The organism is Flagellimonas sp. 2504JD1-5 (genome assembly GCF_053618295.1).
Genome location: NZ_JBSIOU010000002.1, coordinates 684,430 through 703,438, shown reverse-complemented (window position 1 = coordinate 703,438; position 19,009 = coordinate 684,430). Strand labels below are relative to the sequence as shown.

Annotated in this window: 19 protein-coding genes and 1 tRNA gene; 7 read left to right on the top strand and 13 right to left on the bottom strand. The window is 39.9% G+C overall.

The annotated features are described in order from the left end of the window. Positions 1-5: 5 nt before the first annotated feature. Complete coding sequence (locus ACULLG_RS12595; protein WP_452127150.1) at positions 6-1,238, bottom strand: site-specific integrase; 1,233 nt, start codon at positions 1,236-1,238, stop codon at positions 6-8. Positions 1,239-1,488: 250 nt separating this feature from the next. Then, a tRNA-Ser gene (locus tag ACULLG_RS12590) sits at positions 1,489-1,573 on the bottom strand. 102 nt (positions 1,574-1,675) lie between these two features. On the opposite strand from ACULLG_RS12590, the gene ACULLG_RS12585 reads away from it, so the two are divergent. The 4 genes from ACULLG_RS12585 (at position 1,676) to ACULLG_RS12570 (ending at position 5,006) form a co-directional block, all read left to right on the top strand. Then, complete coding sequence (locus ACULLG_RS12585; protein ID WP_452127149.1) at positions 1,676-2,479, top strand: sulfite exporter TauE/SafE family protein; 804 nt, start codon at positions 1,676-1,678, stop codon at positions 2,477-2,479. An 86-nt stretch (positions 2,480-2,565) separates the two neighbouring features. Next, positions 2,566-3,765, top strand: coding sequence for a DegT/DnrJ/EryC1/StrS family aminotransferase (locus ACULLG_RS12580; protein ID WP_452127148.1), 1,200 nt, complete (start codon positions 2,566-2,568; stop codon positions 3,763-3,765). Between the two features lie 114 nt (positions 3,766-3,879). Continuing rightward, positions 3,880-4,386, top strand: coding sequence for an RNA polymerase sigma factor (locus tag ACULLG_RS12575; protein WP_452127147.1), 507 nt, complete (start codon positions 3,880-3,882; stop codon positions 4,384-4,386). After that, positions 4,383-5,006 carry a hypothetical protein gene (locus ACULLG_RS12570; protein WP_452127146.1) on the top strand — a complete coding sequence of 208 codons (624 nt, stop codon included), beginning with the start codon at positions 4,383-4,385 and terminating at the stop codon, positions 5,004-5,006. Before ACULLG_RS12575 ends, ACULLG_RS12570 begins: the two co-directional genes overlap by 4 nt. 30 nt (positions 5,007-5,036) lie before the next feature. Here ACULLG_RS12570 and ribB read toward each other — a convergent pair whose 3' ends face one another. From ribB to ACULLG_RS12530, 8 genes are all read right to left on the bottom strand, one after another. Then, positions 5,037-6,179, bottom strand: coding sequence for a 3,4-dihydroxy-2-butanone-4-phosphate synthase (gene ribB, locus ACULLG_RS12565; RefSeq protein ID WP_452127145.1), 1,143 nt, complete (start codon positions 6,177-6,179; stop codon positions 5,037-5,039). After that, complete coding sequence (locus ACULLG_RS12560; protein ID WP_452127144.1) at positions 6,176-7,687, bottom strand: LptF/LptG family permease; 1,512 nt, start codon at positions 7,685-7,687, stop codon at positions 6,176-6,178. The genes ribB and ACULLG_RS12560 overlap by 4 nt, the downstream gene beginning before the upstream one ends. Positions 7,688-7,691: 4 nt before the next feature. Further along, positions 7,692-8,339: a LolA family protein gene (locus ACULLG_RS12555; RefSeq protein WP_452127143.1), complete on the bottom strand. Its 648-nt coding sequence runs from the start codon at positions 8,337-8,339 to the stop codon at positions 7,692-7,694. A gap of 4 nt (positions 8,340-8,343) precedes the next feature. After that, entirely contained in the window at positions 8,344-10,713 is a 2,370-nt protein-coding gene (locus ACULLG_RS12550) for a DNA translocase FtsK (protein ID WP_452127142.1), read from the bottom strand. Positions 10,714-10,775: 62 nt separating this feature from the next. Continuing rightward, a complete protein-coding gene (locus ACULLG_RS12545) occupies positions 10,776-11,141 on the bottom strand; it encodes a diacylglycerol kinase family protein (protein WP_452127141.1) in 366 nt (121 codons plus the stop codon). Next, entirely contained in the window at positions 11,134-11,640 is a 507-nt protein-coding gene (gene tpx, locus ACULLG_RS12540) for a thiol peroxidase (RefSeq protein WP_452127140.1), read from the bottom strand. Before tpx ends, ACULLG_RS12545 begins: the two co-directional genes overlap by 8 nt. 93 nt (positions 11,641-11,733) lie before the next feature. Beyond that, positions 11,734-13,224: a Na+/H+ antiporter NhaC gene (nhaC, locus tag ACULLG_RS12535; RefSeq protein WP_452127139.1), complete on the bottom strand. Its 1,491-nt coding sequence runs from the start codon at positions 13,222-13,224 to the stop codon at positions 11,734-11,736. A gap of 71 nt (positions 13,225-13,295) precedes the next feature. Then, positions 13,296-14,516 (bottom strand): aminotransferase class I/II-fold pyridoxal phosphate-dependent enzyme, encoded by a 1,221-nt coding sequence (locus ACULLG_RS12530; protein ID WP_452127138.1) that lies wholly within the window; start codon positions 14,514-14,516, stop codon positions 13,296-13,298. Positions 14,517-14,667: 151 nt separating this feature from the next. Between ACULLG_RS12530 and ACULLG_RS12525 the strand changes: the two genes are divergently transcribed. Beyond that, positions 14,668-15,126: an Lrp/AsnC family transcriptional regulator gene (locus ACULLG_RS12525; protein ID WP_452127137.1), complete on the top strand. Its 459-nt coding sequence runs from the start codon at positions 14,668-14,670 to the stop codon at positions 15,124-15,126. Between the two features lie 106 nt (positions 15,127-15,232). Next, positions 15,233-15,622, top strand: a complete 390-nt coding sequence (locus tag ACULLG_RS12520) for a hypothetical protein (RefSeq protein ID WP_452127136.1) — start codon at positions 15,233-15,235, stop codon at positions 15,620-15,622. Positions 15,623-15,625: 3 nt separating this feature from the next. Here the strand turns inward: ACULLG_RS12520 and ACULLG_RS12515 are convergent, their stop codons facing one another. Both ACULLG_RS12515 and ACULLG_RS12510 read right to left on the bottom strand, forming a co-directional pair. Next, on the bottom strand, positions 15,626-16,555 hold the full coding sequence (locus ACULLG_RS12515) for an aldo/keto reductase (protein ID WP_452127135.1): 930 nt from the start codon (positions 16,553-16,555) through the stop codon (positions 15,626-15,628). Next, a complete protein-coding gene (locus tag ACULLG_RS12510; RefSeq protein ID WP_452127973.1) occupies positions 16,533-17,747 on the bottom strand; it encodes an NTP/NDP exchange transporter in 1,215 nt (404 codons plus the stop codon). The genes ACULLG_RS12515 and ACULLG_RS12510 overlap by 23 nt, the downstream gene beginning before the upstream one ends. On the opposite strand from ACULLG_RS12510, the gene ACULLG_RS12505 reads away from it, so the two are divergent. Beyond that, positions 17,731-17,895, top strand: a complete 165-nt coding sequence (locus ACULLG_RS12505) for a hypothetical protein (RefSeq protein ID WP_452127990.1) — start codon at positions 17,731-17,733, stop codon at positions 17,893-17,895. The two genes, ACULLG_RS12510 and ACULLG_RS12505, sit on opposite strands and share 17 nt — an antisense overlap. Before the next feature lie 41 nt (positions 17,896-17,936). Here the strand turns inward: ACULLG_RS12505 and ACULLG_RS12500 are convergent, their stop codons facing one another. After that, the gene (locus ACULLG_RS12500) at positions 17,937-18,989 is read right to left on the bottom strand and encodes a helix-turn-helix domain-containing protein (RefSeq protein WP_452127134.1); all 1,053 of its coding nucleotides are present in this window, start codon (positions 18,987-18,989) and stop codon (positions 17,937-17,939) included. Positions 18,990-19,009: the final 20 nt, after the last annotated feature.

Here is a 19,009-nt window from a genome sequence, read left to right as displayed (position 1 = left end):
ACAATTCAAGGTTGATTAGATTTATGTATTTTATCCTTTACCCGCAATTTCTCCTTGAGCAACTGCATATCCTCGCTAACCTTCCGATTTAAGATTTTGGCATAGTGCTGCGTTGTCCGAAGTGATTTATGCCCTAACATCTTACTTACCGATTCAATGGAGACGCCATTAGAAAGGGTTACGGTGGTCGCAAAAGTATGTCTGGCCAAATGGGTTGTCAAATGTTTTTTAATGCCGCTGAGGTCAGCTATTTCTTTGAGATAGGCATTCATCTTTTGGTTGGTCAAAACAGGAAGAACCCTACCGTTCATCAGGAAGGGACTATCCTCATATTTCTCCAAAATCATCATAGCAGTTGGTAAGACTGGGATATTGCTTTTTGTCTTAGTCTTTGTACGTTTGGTGTTGATCCAAAGCTCCCCATCAATACCTGTAACAAAATCATCATGGGTCAATTTTTTCACATCGGCATAGGCCAGACCAGTAAAACAGCAAAACACAAATACATCCCTAACGTGTTCCAAACGTTCGGCCATAAAAGGTGTATTCATCAGTTGTTGCAGTTCTTCCGAGGTTAAAAATTCACGTTCAACAATTTTCAATCTTACTTTCCAATTGGAAAAAGGGTCTTTGGTTATCCATCCATTGGCATAAGCGATTCGTATAATTTTTTTAAAGTTGACGACATATTTTATAGCGGTATTGTGGCTACATTTTCTTTGGGTCTTTAAATAGTACTCAAAGCCAGAAATGAAAGCATGGTCTACCTGTTTAACTGGAATATCCTTTTTACGAAGTTCTTTTTGAAGATATTCGGCTAAATGACTTTTGGCTGTTTTATAGCGTTCGGCAGTGCCTTCTGCAAAATCCTTGCCCACCAAACTTTCTACCTGGTCATTGTGTTCCTGAAATATCTCCAGCAACATTTTATGTTTCTGATCTTTTCCCAGGTAGGCATCACGTAAAGATTCAGATGTAAGTGGTAGGTCGTTTTCTTTTATCCTTTCAGCATGCTTATAGATTTCAGTTCGCATTTTGTTCAGATAAATATTTAGTTGGCGTATATCAGGTGAAAAACCCTGTACCACACTAGTGGCAGCATTCCATTTATGTGGATATGTCTTGCGGCCAGTGCTGAGTTCGGAACGTTTACCATCTACTGTAATTCTGAGATAAATCATAGCCCTACCTTCACTATCGGCCTTGCTTTTTTTGAGGTAAAATAGAAGAGAAACCATAAAGTGACACCTATTTAAACGAATATTCCCTTCAAATTAGGAAAAAAATATTAAAGTGTCATCCTTGCAAGATATTGAATTACAGTAAATTATATGTAGATAGGTGTCAGTTGGTCCAAGAATTCTGACTGACCCCGAAACGGGCACTTTTTAACATGATTTCAAATGGTGTCATTTAAAACCATAAAAAATGAAAACCCTGTAAATCAATAATTTACAGGGTTTCTTGTTTTGAGATGGTATCTCTCAGCGGAGGAAGAGGGATTCGAACCCCCGGAGGTGTGACCCTCAACAGTTTTCAAGACTGCCGCATTCGACCACTCTGCCATTCCTCCAATGCGGGTGCAAATATACTAACCTTTTTTATTTCTATAAAGGCTAAATACTTTATTTTTTTAAGTGTCTAGATTCCAATTTTACCTGCTACTTTTGCCATTATGGATCAATGGTATCACTATGTTTTATTGGTTGTTGTGGGCTTTGTTGTTGGCTTTATTAACACTATAGCTGGAGGGGGCTCATTACTTGCATTGCCAACCCTTATTTTTTTGGGACTTCCGCCCAGCGTTGCCAATGGCACCAATAGAGTTGCCATTATTATTCAGACATCCTTGGCCACGGCAGGATTTAAAAGTAAAGGAGTTTCAACTTTTCCCTTTAATGTGTATTTGGGGATCTCAGCCTTGATTGGCGCCATCATTGGCGCTCAAATAGCAGTGGATATCAAAGGTGAAACGTTTAACCGAATTTTGGCCATAGTGATGTTGGCGGTGGTGTTGATCATTATTTTTAAACCAAAGATAAATGTGGAGGACCTTGCAGAGCGAACAACCGGAAAACATCTTTGGATAGGAATTATAGCGTTCTTTTTTATCGGAATCTACGGCGGTTTCATCAACGCGGGAATAGGTTTTGTTATTATTTTGTTTTTACATTATGTAAACCGAATGAATTTGGTCAGAGTCAATGCCACCAAGGTCTCAGTAGTACTAGCTTATACCCTGTCCGCTTTGGTTGTTTTTATTATCAACGACAAGATAGATTGGCTGGCTGGATTCACCTTGGCCATTGGTACCGGAGCAGGAGGATGGGTCTCCAGCCGGGTTTCTGTCAACAAGGGAGATGGATTTATAAAAACATTTTTAATCATCATGGTCATTGCTATGGCAATCAAATTATGGTTTGGAGAAACATTGACGAATTTTTTATGTGAAAATATGTTTGAGAGTTTGTGTAATTAAAGCAATGGCTAAAACTTCATTGATTTCATAATTTCCATTAACCATTAACCATTAACCATTAACCATTAACCATTAACCACAGAAATATGCCTGGATTTGAACTTTTTGGAAATAAAGAACGGGAACAAGTACAAGATGTACTTGACTCAGGAGTGCTGATGCGTTATGGTTTTGATGGTATGCGCAACGGACATTGGAAGGCCAAGGAACTGGAAGCTGCCCTTTGCCAAAAAATGGAAGTGGAACATACCCATTTGGTAAGTAGCGGAACGGCTGCCCTAACAGTAGCGTTGGCCAGCGCAGGAATTGGGGCTGGTGATGAGGTAATTATGCCCACTTTTACCTTTGTAGCCAGTTTTGAATCTATTTTGGCCTTGGGAGCTGTTCCTATATTGGTAGATGTAGACCATACCCTCACACTTGACCCTAAAGCGGTGGAATCTGCCATCACAAACAGAACTAAGGTGATAATGCCAGTGCATATGTGCGGTTCCATGGCCGATATGGGGTCTTTGAAATCTATTTGCGAAAAGCATAACCTTTTGCTGCTCGAAGATGCATGTCAGGCCATAGGTGGAAGTTACCAAGGAAAACCTTTGGGAAGCATTGGCGATTTAGGCTGTTTTTCTTTTGATTATGTAAAAACAATCACCTGTGGGGAAGGCGGGGCTATAATTACCAATAACGAGAGCTTTTATGAAAACGCCCATAAATATTCCGATCATGGCCATGACCACATTGGAAGTGATAGGGGAGCGGAGAAACATCCATTTTTGGGGTATAATTTCAGAATATCGGAACTTAACGCCGCGGTGGGATTGGCACAAATCGAACGATTGGATGAATTCATAGCCATTCAGAAAAGACACTATAGCATTTTACGAGATGCGTTATCCCAAATTTCAGAAGTGGTGTTTAGAGGAGTTCCAGATGGGGGAAAGGAAAATTATTCTTTTTTGAGTTTTTTCCTTCCTTCGGAAGAAATGGCTAGAAACGCTCAAAAAGCTTTGGGTAAAGAAGGAGTGGACGGCTGTTTTTACTGGTACGATAATAATTGGCATTATTACCGCAAATGGGAGCACCTCACCGAACTTAAATCACTGGGCAAGCTGCCACAGGATGTACTTGACTTACTTCCGGATTATTCCAAAATCGATTTTTCGGCTTCAGACCATTGGGTGGGTCGAAATATTTCCTGTTTGATTAAATTAGGTTGGACGGAGGAAGAAGTACATGCCCGGGCAAAAAAAATGGTAAAAGCGCTTCAAGAGGTTACTAATACTTAACCATATTTTCATTTCCGAATACTTGCCTTTGAAAGAAAGTTAATCCCTTTTTAAGTTTTTATGTCATAATTTGAGATTGTCTGTAACTAAAAGAATATAGACAAGGTAATCTTTATGAAAGAAGATTTAGAAAGTGTTTTCCTAAATGCGTTGGAAGGTTCGAAAGAAAAAATATTTCGTATCTGCGTTTCATATACAAAAGATACCGAGGAGGCCAAGGACCTTTTTCAGGAAGTATTGGTAAATATTTGGAAGTCGTTGCCAAATTTCAAAGGAAATTCGGCACTTTCTACATGGATTTATCGAATTACCATCAATGTAAGTCTTAGGCATAAAGCCAATCTGATAAAAAATAATATCCGATTTCCACATTTGGATGCCATTACAATTGAAAGGGTAGAATCCTATTCTGAGGAAAATCAAAATGAAAAACAGCTTCATTGGCTTAGGGACTGCGTCAGAAAACTCAATGAGGTGGACAAAGCCATTATTTCACTTTTTTTAGAAGAACTGCCATATAAAGAGATTTCCAAAATTACCGGATTGAAGGAGAATACTGTGGCTGTAAGGGTTAAACGAATCAAAGAAAAATTGTTGAACTGTTTAAATGAAAAGCTATGATAGAGAATGAACTGATTGCCATTTGGCAATCCTCACCCAAACATGAGCAGATAAAATTTGAAAAGTCCAAATTGATGTTGGATGTGCAGGCAAGGTTGGACAGCTTTGATAGCGGTGTAAAGCGACGTGATTTCATAGAAATCAGTGCAGCGGTTCTTATGATACCATTTTTTCTTTATCAAGCCTATAGGTTACCTAATGTGTTGGCAAAAGTTGGGGCATTTTGGATAGTTATTTACTGTGGATTTGTAATCTACAAACTTTTGAAGGTTAAAAAAGAAAAGCCTAATGAGGCTAGTTCCTATCTCGAATATTTAAGGCAGAGCAAGAATTACTTGGAAAAACAAAAGAAATTGCTTGAAAATGTATTGTATTGGTACATTCTTCCTGGTTTAATGGGTTGCGTTGTTATGATGGCCGGCATATTGGATTTGCTCAACAAACCTTTCCAAGAAATCATCAAAATAAAAAAGGTATGGATTAGCTTGTCACTATTCACTGCTATTGGTGTGTTTACCTATTGGTTGAATAAAAGAGCAGTTAAAAAAGAACTTTTTCCCAGATTGAAAAAGGTTAACGAGTTAATTGACTTAATGGAAGGCGACCAAACCAGAACCTGAAACTCAATACTCAATACTCAATACTCATATCTAGTAAGTAACATACTCCACAATCTCCAAACCATAACCAACCATTCCAACCCTTCGGGTTTGTCTAGAATTGGTCAACAATTTCATTTTAGAGATATTGAGGTCATGTAGAATCTGCGCACCAATCCCAAAATCGCGGGTATCCATGTCAATTTTGGGCGCTTTGTGAATTCCTTGGCCCTGTAACTTCTTGAGTTCGGCCAATCGACCCAAAAGGTTCATGGATTGATTTCCTTGGTTGATAAATATCATGGCACCCTTTTCCTCCGCATTAAGTACATCGAACATTCTTCGCAAGGATTCATCAGGATTGTTGGTCAAAGTGCCCAAAATGTCGTTATTGATGAGCGTGGAATTGATACGTGTCAAAACGGGCTCACCCACTTTCCATGTTCCTTTGACCAATGCAATATGAACCTGGTCGTTGGTGGTTTGTTTGTAGGCGCGCAAACGAAAATCCCCAAAACGGGTTTTGATATCGAAGGCTTCTTTGCGTTCAATCAAACTGTCATGTTCCATGCGATAGGCTATCAAATCCTCAATGGAAACAATCTTTAAATCAAACTTTTTTGCTACTTCGACCAGTTGTGGAAGCCGTGCCATGGTGCCATCCTCATTCATGATCTCCACAATGACCCCGGCAGGTTTTAAATCTGCCAATCTTGCAAAATCAATAGCTGCTTCAGTATGTCCGGTTCGTCTTAAAACTCCACCTTCTTTTGCTATCAATGGAAAAATATGACCAGGTCGTCCCAGATCATGAGGTTTGGTATTCGGCTCTGTGAGTGCGATAACCGTTTTGGCCCGGTCGGAAGCAGAAATTCCGGTTGTGACACCATTGCCTCGTAAATCCACCGAAACCGTAAAAGCCGTTTCCAAGGGGTCGGAGTTATGAGTGACCATTTTATGGAGTCCCAAATCCTCACAACGCCCTTCGGTAAGAGGTGCACATATGAGACCACGCCCATGTTTGGCCATAAAGTTGATGGTTTCTGGGGTAATCAACTCTGCCGCCGCCACAAAATCTCCTTCGTTCTCCCGATTTTCATCATCAACAACTATGATAACCTTTCCTTGACGTATGTCCTCAATGGCATCTTCAATGGCATTGAGCTTTATTTTTCCTTCTTTATTGGTGGTCATTGATCTTCTGTGTTCTTATCTTTCTTTTTAAAGAGGTTTTTAATGCCGTCAAATATATGCCCAAATCCAATCAATCCTTTATCGGCAGTTGCTCTTCGGGTCAATGAAATACCTAACGGAAGCATGATCAAAGTTGGAAGCCATGCTCCTAACATTTCATCAATATTTCCTTCTTTGGCATAATTACTGGCAAACACTCCAATAAAATAATAGGTTAAAAATAGGATTATCGCAACCACCATGGGCAGCCCCAATCCACCTTTTCTAATTATGGCACCCAAAGGTGCACCCACGAAAAATAGGATAATACATGAAAAGGCAAGGGCGTACTTTTTGTGCAATGATAGGATATGGCTTCGATAGAACTTGAATCGCTTTTGTAACTCATCTTTCTTGGCAATCACACTGTTTTTGATTCCGGAAACAGAATTTTTGGCATTTTTCACCACCTGTGTCCGTTGCCATTCGGGAAGGCTTTCAAGCAGATCGCCCACAGTTTTGATAGTATCCCTTTTTTTAAGTTTTCCTTGCAACAACCTGTTTGATGGTGGAATGTTGGAGGCGGTTTCCTTTAAACTATCTTTTTTCACCGCAACGGGAAAGGCTCCCATTCGATTGGTAATGTTTTTGGAAAAGGCCTCTACTTTTTCCAAATTGTTCTTGCCCAAGGAATCAATGTCCTTGATCAAACGAACCACATTCTTCATTTTGTCAGTGGTGATATTCCCATCTTCTTCCAGGTCTTGGTTATTGAGCTCAGAAATATCAATGTTAATGGTATAGGTCTCAAATTTGGATTTGGCAAATGGGTGTTTGCGTTTCTCTTTGGTGCTCTTTGGTTTTAGTTCCTCGTAATAATTGCCATCTTTTAGCACCAGTTGAATGATATCGGAATCCTCGCTACTGATCAATTCACCAGATTTTGCCTTGATCACGGTATTGTTTACACTCTGTTTGGTTTTTTTATGGATGATGACATTGTCCAAAAAGCGATCTTGTTCGCCATATTTTTTATCCACTTTAATGTTCATGCCTTCACCTGTGCCTTCGAAATCGCTAAATACGCCTTCGGTAATTGCAGCGGCGGGCTTTACTTTGGCAATATTTCTACGTAGGTTGAACATTTTTTGTTCAGACTTCGGAATCACATTGTTCGCAAAGAAAAAAGTGACCCCTCCCAAAAAAATGACATAAATGATCAAGCTACGCATTCCTCTTTGGAGTGATATGCCCGAAGCTTTCATAGCTGCAAACTCATAATTTTCGGCAAAGGTCCCAAAAGTGAGGATGGAAGAAAGCAAAACCGTTAGCGGCAATACCTTGTCCACCAATGTGGGAATAAAATAGAAAATGAATTTTCCAATGATGACAATACCCAGACCTTTTCCCGCCAAATCATCAATAAAGAGCCAAATGCCCTGAAAGATGAAGATAACGATCAGGATAAAAAAGGCGCTGAAGAAGTTGTACAGAAATCGGGATAATATATACCGGTCTAGTATTTTCAATGCATTAGTTTCTTATGATGTAGTACCCTTTGTCCTCGTACTTTTTCTCGTTAAAGGTAAAAAGTGTACTCGAGAGCTGCTGATTGGTTTTAAAAGAATTAACAGTTAACGTGGTTTTTGTGCCATTTTCCCCGGTTTGAATGAGTTTATAGATGTGCTTGGTCTGCATATCGATACCCAAAAGAATGGACTTGATCTCTGCATTGGAATCAATGGGGATTAATTTCACATATTGAATTTTTCTTCCTCCAACATTCTGCAGAATATCCCATTGATAATTATGTCCAGACCTATAAAAGGTCAACATTTTGGACGGAGTAACAGTATTGTCGTCTTCGGTAACGTCTTCTATGGTCACTTCTTCGTTCTCCGGAACAATAGTATATACTTTTTTACCATCGTTAAGTTGTTGGGCACCCAAATAGTCAAGCAAATATTTGTCTCCGGCCAGTGTTACATTGCCATTGGTATCTTGTTTAATATTGGCCTCAGTATTTTCCAAAGAGGATTTAAAGTCAATATAAATATTGTCATAACTTGTAGCTTTTGCATATACTTCATCCAATAATACTTTGGCTTTGGAGGAGTTTTGCGCATATGTAAAAGCGCTGATGGCAAACAGTCCGATTAAAAGGGAATATTTTTTGAGCATTATCTTATTTTATTTCGTTTTCTAATAGTTGATCCAGGGCTATCATATCTGGAACCAAAACCTGACGTGCCTTGCTTCCTTCAAAGGGGCCGACAATTCCGGCAGCTTCCAATTGATCAATAATCCGACCTGCGCGATTATAGCCCAATTTTAATTTTCTTTGAATCAAAGAAGCCGAACCCTGCTGCGCTGTCACAATGACTTCTGCAGCTTGTCGGAACATGCTATCTCTGTCCGCAATGTCATAATCAATACCCGTGCCAGATTCTTCTCCCACATATTCTGGCAGGAGGTGGGCATCGGGATAAGCCCGTTGTGAACCTATATATTCAGTTATTTTACCTACTTCGGGAGTATCCACAAAAGCACATTGCAAGCGGGTAACATCGTTTCCTTGGGTGAAGAGCATGTCACCACGACCGATAAGCTGATCTGCACCTTGCGTATCCAAAATGGTTCTGGAATCTATTTTGGAAGTTACCCTAAAAGCAATTCTAGCCGGAAAGTTGGCTTTGATAATACCTGTAATTACATTTACCGAAGGTCTTTGTGTAGCAATGATCAAATGGATTCCGATGGCCCTGGCCAGTTGTGCCAATCGGGCGATAGGGGTTTCAACCTCTTTTCCAGCTGTCATAATCAAATCAGCAAACTCATCGATAACCAATACGATATAAGGCAAGAATTTATGCCCATCATTCGGATTAAGTTTTCTTGCCTTGAATTTGACATTATATTCCTTAATGTTCCTGACCATGGCCAATTTCAACAACTCATATCTGTTGTCCATTTCAATACACAAAGAATTCAATGTGTGAATTACCTTGGTATTGTCTGTTATAATGGCGTCCTCGGAATCGGGTAGTTTAGCCAGAAAATGACGTTCAATTTTATTGTATAGTGTCAATTCCACCTTTTTGGGGTCTACCAAAATAAACTTGACCTCCGCCGGATGCTTTTTATATAGGAGGGAGGTAAGCACGGCATTCAACCCCACAGACTTTCCTTGACCGGTTGCACCCGCCATGAGCATATGGGGCATTTTGGCCAAATCCACCACAAAGGTTTCGTTGCTAATGGTCTTTCCAAAAGCAATAGGAAGTTCCATTTCAGCATTTTGAAACTTTTTGGAAGCGATTACGGAGCGCATGGAAACAATGGTGGCATTTTTGTTGGGCACCTCTATACCGATGGTTCCCTTGCCGGGAATTGGCGCTATAATACGAATACCCAACGCAGCCAAGGAAAGAGCGATATCATCTTCCAGGTTTTTAATTTTGGAGATTCGGATACCGGCTTCGGGAACAATTTCATAAAGCGTAACGGTTGGGCCAATGGTGGCTTTGATTTGTGCGATACCAATTTTGTAATTTTTGAGTGTGCTTACAATCCGGTTTTTGTTTTCTTCGAGCTCCTCTTGGTTTATGGTTATGCCGCCAGTTGCGCCATGTTGATCTAAAAGATCAAGAGGCGGGAATTTATAATTCCCCAACTCCAGTTTTGGGTCGAATTCACCAAAATCCTTGACCAATTTGGCAGCTTTTACATCTTTTTCTTCCTTTTCCTCCGTGATTTTTTCAACCTTTAGGTCAATATCTGGAACTTCTTCTTGGGGCAGGTTAACATCCAATCCGGCTTCTTGTTGTAGTGGTGGGATGTCATTTTTATGGGTATATGTATCCACCTTAACAGGAATGTTGTCTTCGGTGCTAAGTTCAATGCTTCCATCTACGGAAAGAATCTCTGGAGTGGGTTCTTTTTTAACTAAGTCAGATGTTAACTGTTTTTTTTGGGAACGGAAAAATTGGGCAATCCCTTCAGGGGTAAAATTGAAAAGCCTAACAAGAATAACCATCAAAACAAAAACAAGCAAGAGGAAAACGCCTATTTTGCCTGTATAATCCTGAAGGAAATCATTCATTTCATAGCCAATCAACCCACCTAGCAATGGTTGTTCAATAGCAAAAAAACCTAAGGTTATGGAAGTCCATATAATTCCAAGCAATCCCCATATCCACTTGCTAATAAGTCCTTTGGAGTGTAATCCCAAAAAGAGATAAAGGCCTGTTATTGCCAACAAGATGGGAAATACAAATGAGGCTAAACCAAAACCTTTGTACATGAAAAAGTGACTGATGCTGGCCCCAAACTTGTTAAGTAAGTTGCTTGCCTGAATATTTCTATTGTTGAAGTCTGACAGAATGCTCTGATCTTCCTGCCAAGTAAAATAATAAGACATAAAAGAGAAAAACAAAGCAATGCTGAGTACAATCAACAGACTACCAAAAATAATCTTGTTTTGCTTAGAGCGTTTCGGTGAAACTCTTTTTTTGGCGGGTGTAGGTTTTTTGGATTTAGTCCTTTTTTTTGCCATTCATCTGTTAATATGGGGCTAATTTACAAATTTACGATGCTTGGGACACAGGTGGATGTTACTTATGCGAATTTTGGGACATAAATGATAAGGCCAACGATACTGGCAATAATGGAAACAATCATTACAGCGCCGGCCGAAACATCTTTTATAAAACCAATTTTAGGATCGTTTTCGGGTTGCACATAATCTGCGATTTTCTCAATGGCGGTGTTGAGCCCTTCAATGCCCATGACCATACCAATGGCCAAAAGCTGGGCAATCCATTCCGATTTTGAAATTTCAAAATAGAATCCAGCTCCTGTCATCAGCAATGCAATTACAAATTGAATTTTGATGCTGGCTTCGGTGCGCAACAAGAGGAACAATCCTTTTAAAGCGTAACCGATACCACGTATTCTATTTATGAGAAAAGATTCCTTAGGCATCCATCAATGCTTCCAAAGCGGCTTTATAATTTGGCTCATCTCCAGTTTCCGAAACTTGTTCGGTATACAATACTTTGCCTGCTTCATCGATTACCACTACGGATCTTGACAGCAGGGTTTCAAAAGCGCTATCCAATAAAGTAACTCCGTAGGATTCCCCAAAAGCACCGGTTTTATAATCGGAAAGCATTTCCACATTTTCAATTCCTTCTGCTCCACAAAAACTTTTTTGGGCAAATGGTAGGTCCTTGGATATGCAGAGTACTTTGACCCCGTCCAATTCCGCGGCCTCTTGATTAAATTGCCTCACAGATTGGGCACAAACTCCTGTGCCAATGCTCGGAAAAACATTCAAGATCAACTTCTTACCTTGATAATCCGATAAGGAAGCTTGGGTAAGGTCAAGTTTTGTCAAGTTAAAATCAGGAGCATGGGTGTTTATAGCGGGGAGATTGCCAACCGTATTTGCAGGTGCTCCACCAAAAGTTATTGATGCCATTTTAGTCTAGATTAATTTAACTGTGAAGGTAAAAATATTAATGCTGAATGAAATACATTCCACCAAATATTTAACCAGAATTTAAGGGAGACCTTAAGCAGTTGACAGTGCGGTCAATTGTTTGATTTTTATTCTGAAAGCTGCAAAAAGCAAGGTCATAAATGGACTTAACCAATTGAAAATTGCATAAACGAAGTATTCCGCAACACTTACGCCCAAAACTCCGCTATGGTATGCTCCACAAGTATTCCAAGGTACCAAGACGGAAGTCACGGTTCCAGAATCCTCAAGGGTTCGACTCAAATTTTCAGGAGCAAGCCCCCGGTCTTTATATGCTTTTGAAAACATTTTACCTGGAACAACCAGGGCTAGATACTGATCGGATGCGGTAACATTCAACGCCAAACAACTTCCAACGGTACTTGCGAAAAGCCCAAAAGTGGTTTTTGCCATTTTTAATAAAGATTCAGTAATGCGTTCCAATGCTCCGATACCATCCATAATTCCGCCGAACACCATAGCACAAACAATAAGCCAGATGGTGCCGAGCATTCCTGCCATCCCACCTGAAGAGAATAAATCGTTCAAAGCTGGATCAGGTGTGGCGATGGAAGTATCTACTGTTATTGCATTTAAAATTCCTTTATAAGCTGATTCGAAAGTAAGCGAACTGCCACCACCTAAGGTGGTGACCACGTCAGGTTGAAAAATTAAGGCGAAAATCCCACCCAAAAGGGTACCTATCAGCAAAGCCAAAAGGGGAGGAGCTTTCTTTACGATCATAAAAATCACGGCCAAAGGAACTATAAAGAGCCAGCCGTTAATATTGAAAGCGCCACTAATATTTTTTAGTATGGATTCTGTATCTGCCACCCCAGAGGTGTCCAAGGTAAACCCAAGAATGATGAAAACAACAAGGGTGACCGATATAGTTGGAATGGTGGTGAACGCCATATATCGGATATGGGAAAATAATTCTCCCCCAGCCATAGCTGGCGCAAGATTTGTAGTGTCACTTAAAGGAGACATTTTATCACCAAAATAGGCTCCAGAAAGTACGGCTCCAGCTGTCATTCCCAAGGAAACCCCAAGTGCTTCCCCAATACCTATGAGCGCAATTCCTACGGTAGCGGCTGTGGTCCAGCTGCTGCCAGTGGCAATCGATATTATGGCGCAAATTATTACACAAGCGGGTAAAAAGATGGTTGGATTCAATATTTGAAGCCCATAGTATATCATGGCCGGAATGATTCCGCTGATCAACCAAGTCCCCGCCAAAGCACCTACCATTAAAAGAATAAGCAAAGCTCCGGTGGTTGACCGTACATTCTCGGCAACTTCAGCAATCATTTGTTTATAGGATACCTTATTGAAGAAGCCAACAATTGCAGCGACAGCACCTCCGAGCAATAAAATAAATTGGTTGGAACCACTTAGGGCATCATCCCCAAAAACATAGACATTATAGGCGAGCATCGCTACCAAGGCAAAAACAGGAATCAGTGCCTCCCAAATACTTAACTCTTTATTCTCTACAATATGCTCATCTTGTCTGTACTTGGGCTTTTCCTCTTTTTTTGGCATGAAATCTGGTTTTGTTTGAAGGTAATATTACAACTTTGACACTTGTTCTCCAAACCAATATTTAAGTCACTTTATACCAAAGCTGTCTTGGTTTCCAAGATTCCCAATTGTTCCATACAAGAACGCATTGCCAAATAGGTTTTGTAAATATCGTTGTCCAAACCAATGGAAAAACGGATAAGCCCCTGAGAGAGCCCCAGTTGTTCCTGCTCCTCCAATGGAATTTCAGAAGAGGTGGAAGTGCCTGGAGCGCTGAACAGGGTTTTATAGAATCCTAAACTTACCGCCAAGTATCCTAATTTTTCTTTTTGCATCAATTCCATTAGAGCATTGGCCTTGTCCAATGATCCCACATCAAGTGTCATCAATCCGCCATAGCCGTACTCCGAGTTCATTTGGGATTTCATGACTTCATGTCCAGGGTGACTTTTTAAGCCTGGATAAACCACCCTTAAGCCATCTTTTTCAAATTGATTCGCCAAGAACTGTGCATTTTCACTGTGCTTTTTTATTCTGATATGAAGTGTTCTCATGTTTTTAAGGATGGAAGCCGCCCTAAAACTATCCAAAGTACTACCGAGCAACATGCCTGCCCCATCATTGACATCTTTTAAACTCAAACAAAATTCTGTTGAAGCACAAACCGCACCGGCAACACAATCGCTACTTCCGTTGATAAATTTGGTAAGACTGTGTATTACCATATCAGCCCCCAATTTGGATGCGTTTATGCTTAAGGGAGAAAAGGTGTTGTCAACTACAAGCGGAATCCCGTGTTTCTTCGCTAGTTTGGAAAGCGATTCAATATGGGCTACCTCAAGGAGAGGATTACTTATCGCCTCACAATAAATCATCTTTGTTTTTGGGGTAATGGATTGTTCAACCACATCCAAATCGGTGATGTCCACAAACGAGGTTGAGATGTTGAATTTCTTTACGAAGTTTTTCAAAAAAGCATAGGTTCCACCGTAAATGGTTCTGCTACAGACTATATGTTCATCCGCATCGCATAGTTGAAAAATCACAGAACTTATCGCACCCATACCGCTAGCATATACATTGGCAGACTCCGTGCCCTCCAATTGGGCCATTGCTTCACCCAAATAGAGGTTAGATGGTGATGAATGCCTACTATATAGGTAGCAACCTTCGGTATTGCCCTCGAAGGTATCGAACATGGTTTTTGCGGAGAGAAAAGTATAGGTTGAAGAATCGGATATGGATGGATTAATTCCTCCAAACTCTCCAAAATATTGAAGGCCTTGAATCTGTTCTGATGCTTTGTAGTCCATTGGTTTTAATTTTCGATAAAATTATATGGTCTTGGATGTAAAGTCAATCAAATTAGTTAAATATAGAATAAAAGTCTATAATACTATATGAATTTAGATTTTATGTCTAATTTTGATATCAAACGATACATTAAACTGAAAATATATCAGCATGGAGTTGGATAAAACGGATAAGAAGCTCATACGGTTACTACAAGAGGATTGCAAAAGGACCACCAAGCAATATGCCGATAGTTTGGATTTATCCAAAACCGCTGTTTACGAACGCATTCGACGCTTAGAAAGAATTGGTATTGTGACCAATTATGTTGCACTCATTGATAAAGAAAAGGTGCGACGAAATTTCACCGTGCTTTGCCAAATTCGATTGGTGCAACATACCAAAGAAAATGTGCTACGGTTTGAGCGGGAAATATTAAAGTTGAACGAGGTGTCAGAATGTTTTCATGTGAGTGGGGATTATGATTATGTGCTAAAGGTAAACGTGGCGGACATGAAGGAATATCGCGAATTTATGGTCACCAAACTAACCGCAATAAGTAATATAGGAAGCACCCAGAGTTCTTTTTCCATTAAGGAAGTAAAAAGCAGCCCCTCAGTACATATTTAGCAAAGTTTAACGTAAATCCATGTTAAATAGATGTTCGGTTTGAACGAATCTTTCTAATTTTTCGTTACCAAAAAACGAACTACAATCAAAAAACATCATTTAACCAATGAGTTCCCGTACACGCATATTGCTCACGGTGACAGCAACGATAATAGGAGGATTATCACTTATGCTGTACACCACATTGTCACAACAGATTTTATTGGACAACCTTAGCTTTTGTACATCTTACAGTACAGAATTGTTCTTTGGAGGCCTGGCTACCTTTGCTTCAGCTGTGGTTGCAGGATTTTTGGCTTCATTAATTGTTGTACGTGACAATTATTGGCCACATTTTGCAATTTCCCTATTTATAGTTGGCAAAATGTCCTTTGCCGTGCTATGTGGTCAGTGGAGTGGCCCTTTTTGGTTCGAATCTGGATTGCACCTTTCATTGCTGGCTGGCATATGGATAGGATATCACGGTGCCAATAAATTTCCATTGGCTCCCATATAGGCCTTAAATGGATTTGAGATAGGAAACCATTTCACCCCTTAGTTTTTGGTCAGGCACCTTGCCAAGTCCAGCTTTCATATTGTCAATCATATGATGGGGTTTTGAGGTGCCGGGAATTACGCAGGTTACATTTTCGTGGGAAAGGATAAATTTCAAAAAATACTGCCCCCAACTGCTTATGTCTGCTTCTTGAGCCCATTCCGGCAGCGATTTGCCCCTTACATGTCGAAATAAAGAGCCACTTTCGTACGGTTGGTTAATCAATGTGGCAACTTTATATTTTTCCACGGTATCAAATAGAGAATTCTCTGCATGTCTTGATCGTATGGAATAATTGAATTGTACAAAATCTGGACGTTCAATCTTTATTACTTTTTCTAAAGAATCGTGGGATGAGTCCACATAATGTGTAATGCCCCAATACTTGATTTTGCCTTCTTCCTTCCATGTTTTCAAGGTTTTCACATGGGTTTTCCAATCCACTAGGTTGTGAATTTGCATCAAATCAATCTTTTTTCGTTGCATTTTACGCATGGAGGCTTCCATTTGCCTAATACCCGCTTCTCTTCCCGATGTCCAAACCTTGGTAGCATAAAAAAGCTTGTTTTGAAAAGCAAGATTGCTGGTGAGATCACCTACTACCTTTTCAGATGAACCATACATCGGAGATGAATCAATAACGCTTCCACCCAAACCATTCAATTCTGAAAGTACTTGGGTCAATACTTTTCGTTTTTGTGCGGAATTACCGACATCGAAGGTTTGCCATGTGCCAAGGCCAACAATAGGTAATGGTTCTCCCGTCGAAGGAATGTTTCTGGTACGGATTTTAGCCAATGGAATCAATGTGTTCGGAATTGGACTCATAGAAAAACCAAGACCTCCCAATAAGGACAATTTTATGACCTCTCTACGATTGAATGCTGTTTTCATAAATCTTGTTGTTTAAAGTTAGGGTTTTCTCTTTTTTATACTGTTGTTTTCCGAGGTTATGGCCAATAAAACTCCATAAAAAAGAAAGAGGGATGGCCAAAAACGCGATTGCACCAAGTCCCCATCCAATGGCGAGCAGTCCAGCGAATAGCCATCCAATGAGAGCATCACCTCCGCGATAAACAGCAGTGTCTATAAAGTTTTTTGCCTTGTATTTTTCTTCCAATGAAGTAACAGTGTACAGCACTTCACGCGAGGGACGAAGCAGCATAAAATTACCGGCCCTGTGCAGAACCATTAACACAGCGATGACCCATAGTGATGAATTTGCACCTAACAAAAACAAGCCTAAACCCATTAAAAATGGGATGGAGGCAAGCACTCTGGCCAAACCAAATTTTTTGATAATGTTTCCCGTCAACAATAACTGTCCAATTATTGCAATGGTATTAACTGTAAAATCGATATTGGAGAAATAGCTTAGACGCTGGCTTCGCTCCGTCAGTGTACGCTCTACAATGTGGGCTTGCTCAAAATAGAGTACTGTGGAAATTGTCGTGTATAGCAAAATAAAAAGCACAATGGATAGCAGATATCTGGATTTTGAGATGTTATGAATTGCTGCGAAAAGTCGTTTTGTATTCAATCCTTTGCTCGCCGTAATTTTAGCGTCGTTGTCTTTTTTTGATAAAACAAGAATTAAAAATATACAGCAGAGCGACATGAAAAGAAAGAATGCTGCTGCCAATAATAAAGGGCCCATTGAAGCTTGTTGCCCCAGATAATTTACAATAAGAGGTCCCGTCAAAGCTCCCAAACTGCCACCAGCAGCAATGATGCCAAAAAAACGTTTGGCAGCTGGCCCAGAGAACACATCTGCCATAAAACTCCAAAACAAAGAGACCACAAAAAGATTAAAAACGCTTAGCCAAATAAAAAAAGAGATGGCGATGGTTTTTGTGATTCCAATCAAATCGAACAGGACATAGAATAAGAAAATAGTGGCTAAAAAGAAGGAGTATGAAAAAAGCAACACTTTTTTTATTGAAATTTTTGCCGTTAGCAAAGCAAAAATCGGAACAATACAAAGCATGGCAATGAAGGTTCCGGTGAACAACCACTGCATATTTACCGCGCCGTTGACAATTCCCATTTCATCGCGTAATGGCCTTAGAATGAAATATGAACACAACAGACAGAAGAAATATACAAAAGAGCAGGCTACAAGTTGGGCATTGTTAGATCTGGCCAATTTTGATATCGAAATTTTAAATGAATGTGCCATAACAGTGCTGAATCAAAATGTTCAGGACCGAATATCAACCGATAATTGTCGCTAGGCTTTTCAATTAAGGAATAGGTCTGATGGATTTATAAAAACCTATTTGATAATACTGTGGGCTTTAAGGAATTTTGAAGGTGTGGTTCCCGTCGCTTTTTTGAAGGCAATGTTGAAAGAAGATAGTGTGTTGAATCCGCAATCGTAGGCGAGACTGGCAATTTTTACATGTTTATTTTCAGGCTGAAGCAATCTTGTTTTAACCGCTTCGATACGATATCCGTTCAAAAAATCGGGAAAGCTTTTGTCAAGGGTATTGTTGACAATATGTGAGATAAGATAGGAAGGAAGGTTCATGGCTTTGGCAACTTTGCTGAGTGAGCAATTGGGATCAAGATACAAGCCTTCGTCCTCCATCAATTGCTTCATTTGAACAGCGTAAACGTTCATCTGGGTCTCGGTCAAGCGAATATTCTGTTGTTTTCTTTGGACTGAATACTGCAATAGTGAAGGGTTCTTGAACAGCATAAAGACCAAAAAATATACGAACGGAAAGTAACTTATGGGACCCAGCAAATAGGGGGTTATCCCTAAAATATAATTGGAGAAATATAAAAACTGCAACACCGCCGTTCCAAATATCAAAGAACCAATCCAAATAATTGTTGCCTTACTCAATGATACGCTTCTATTTTTAGAGCTAAAATAGATGCCCAATAAGACAAGCCCCGTCAAACTATAGGCCAATTGTTGAAATAGCAATGCGGAATATCCTCCAGCATACCAAAAATTATCCAATGTTAATATTGCAGCATACAAGAATAAAATAAGGCTGGGAACAAAATGAAGCAAGTTCCAGTTGGACCATTTTCTAGGAAATAAAAAATGAAGGATGTATAGAAAAAGTACCGGCCCGGAAATACTGTGTGCAATAAAACCAAGATTAATCAACCAAAGTGGCGTGGTGTCAAGATAAACCCAAAGCAATGATTTGGTCAACCGGAGTGTGATAGCCAGAAAAAACAACCCTAAAAGTAAATTCCTGAAGTCTTTTTTCCTTTCAAAAAAACTATAAACCGATATCAATAAACTTTGGGCTGCCCCAAGTCCGGCGATAAACACCTCCATTTCCTTATCCAATTTCAATGCACGCATCTCTCAAATGTAATTAGAAA

Coding starts and splice junctions, on each gene's coding strand:
- ACULLG_RS12595 (WP_452127150.1), bottom strand. CDS start 1,238: ATGGTTTCTCTTCTATTTTACCTCAAAAAAAGCAAGGCCGATAGTGAA.
- ACULLG_RS12585 (WP_452127149.1), top strand. CDS start 1,676: ATGGATCAATGGTATCACTATGTTTTATTGGTTGTTGTGGGCTTTGTT.
- ACULLG_RS12580 (WP_452127148.1), top strand. CDS start 2,566: ATGCCTGGATTTGAACTTTTTGGAAATAAAGAACGGGAACAAGTACAA.
- ACULLG_RS12575 (WP_452127147.1), top strand. CDS start 3,880: ATGAAAGAAGATTTAGAAAGTGTTTTCCTAAATGCGTTGGAAGGTTCG.
- ACULLG_RS12570 (WP_452127146.1), top strand. CDS start 4,383: ATGATAGAGAATGAACTGATTGCCATTTGGCAATCCTCACCCAAACAT.
- ribB (WP_452127145.1), bottom strand. CDS start 6,179: ATGACCACCAATAAAGAAGGAAAAATAAAGCTCAATGCCATTGAAGAT.
- ACULLG_RS12555 (WP_452127143.1), bottom strand. CDS start 8,339: ATGCTCAAAAAATATTCCCTTTTAATCGGACTGTTTGCCATCAGCGCT.
- ACULLG_RS12550 (WP_452127142.1), bottom strand. CDS start 10,713: ATGGCAAAAAAAAGGACTAAATCCAAAAAACCTACACCCGCCAAAAAA.
- ACULLG_RS12545 (WP_452127141.1), bottom strand. CDS start 11,141: ATGCCTAAGGAATCTTTTCTCATAAATAGAATACGTGGTATCGGTTAC.
- tpx (WP_452127140.1), bottom strand. CDS start 11,640: ATGGCATCAATAACTTTTGGTGGAGCACCTGCAAATACGGTTGGCAAT.
- nhaC (WP_452127139.1), bottom strand. CDS start 13,224: ATGCCAAAAAAAGAGGAAAAGCCCAAGTACAGACAAGATGAGCATATT.
- ACULLG_RS12530 (WP_452127138.1), bottom strand. CDS start 14,516: ATGGACTACAAAGCATCAGAACAGATTCAAGGCCTTCAATATTTTGGA.
- ACULLG_RS12525 (WP_452127137.1), top strand. CDS start 14,668: ATGGAGTTGGATAAAACGGATAAGAAGCTCATACGGTTACTACAAGAG.
- ACULLG_RS12520 (WP_452127136.1), top strand. CDS start 15,233: ATGAGTTCCCGTACACGCATATTGCTCACGGTGACAGCAACGATAATA.
- ACULLG_RS12515 (WP_452127135.1), bottom strand. CDS start 16,555: ATGAAAACAGCATTCAATCGTAGAGAGGTCATAAAATTGTCCTTATTG.
- ACULLG_RS12505 (WP_452127990.1), top strand. CDS start 17,731: ATGAAATATGAACACAACAGACAGAAGAAATATACAAAAGAGCAGGCT.
- ACULLG_RS12500 (WP_452127134.1), bottom strand. CDS start 18,989: ATGCGTGCATTGAAATTGGATAAGGAAATGGAGGTGTTTATCGCCGGA.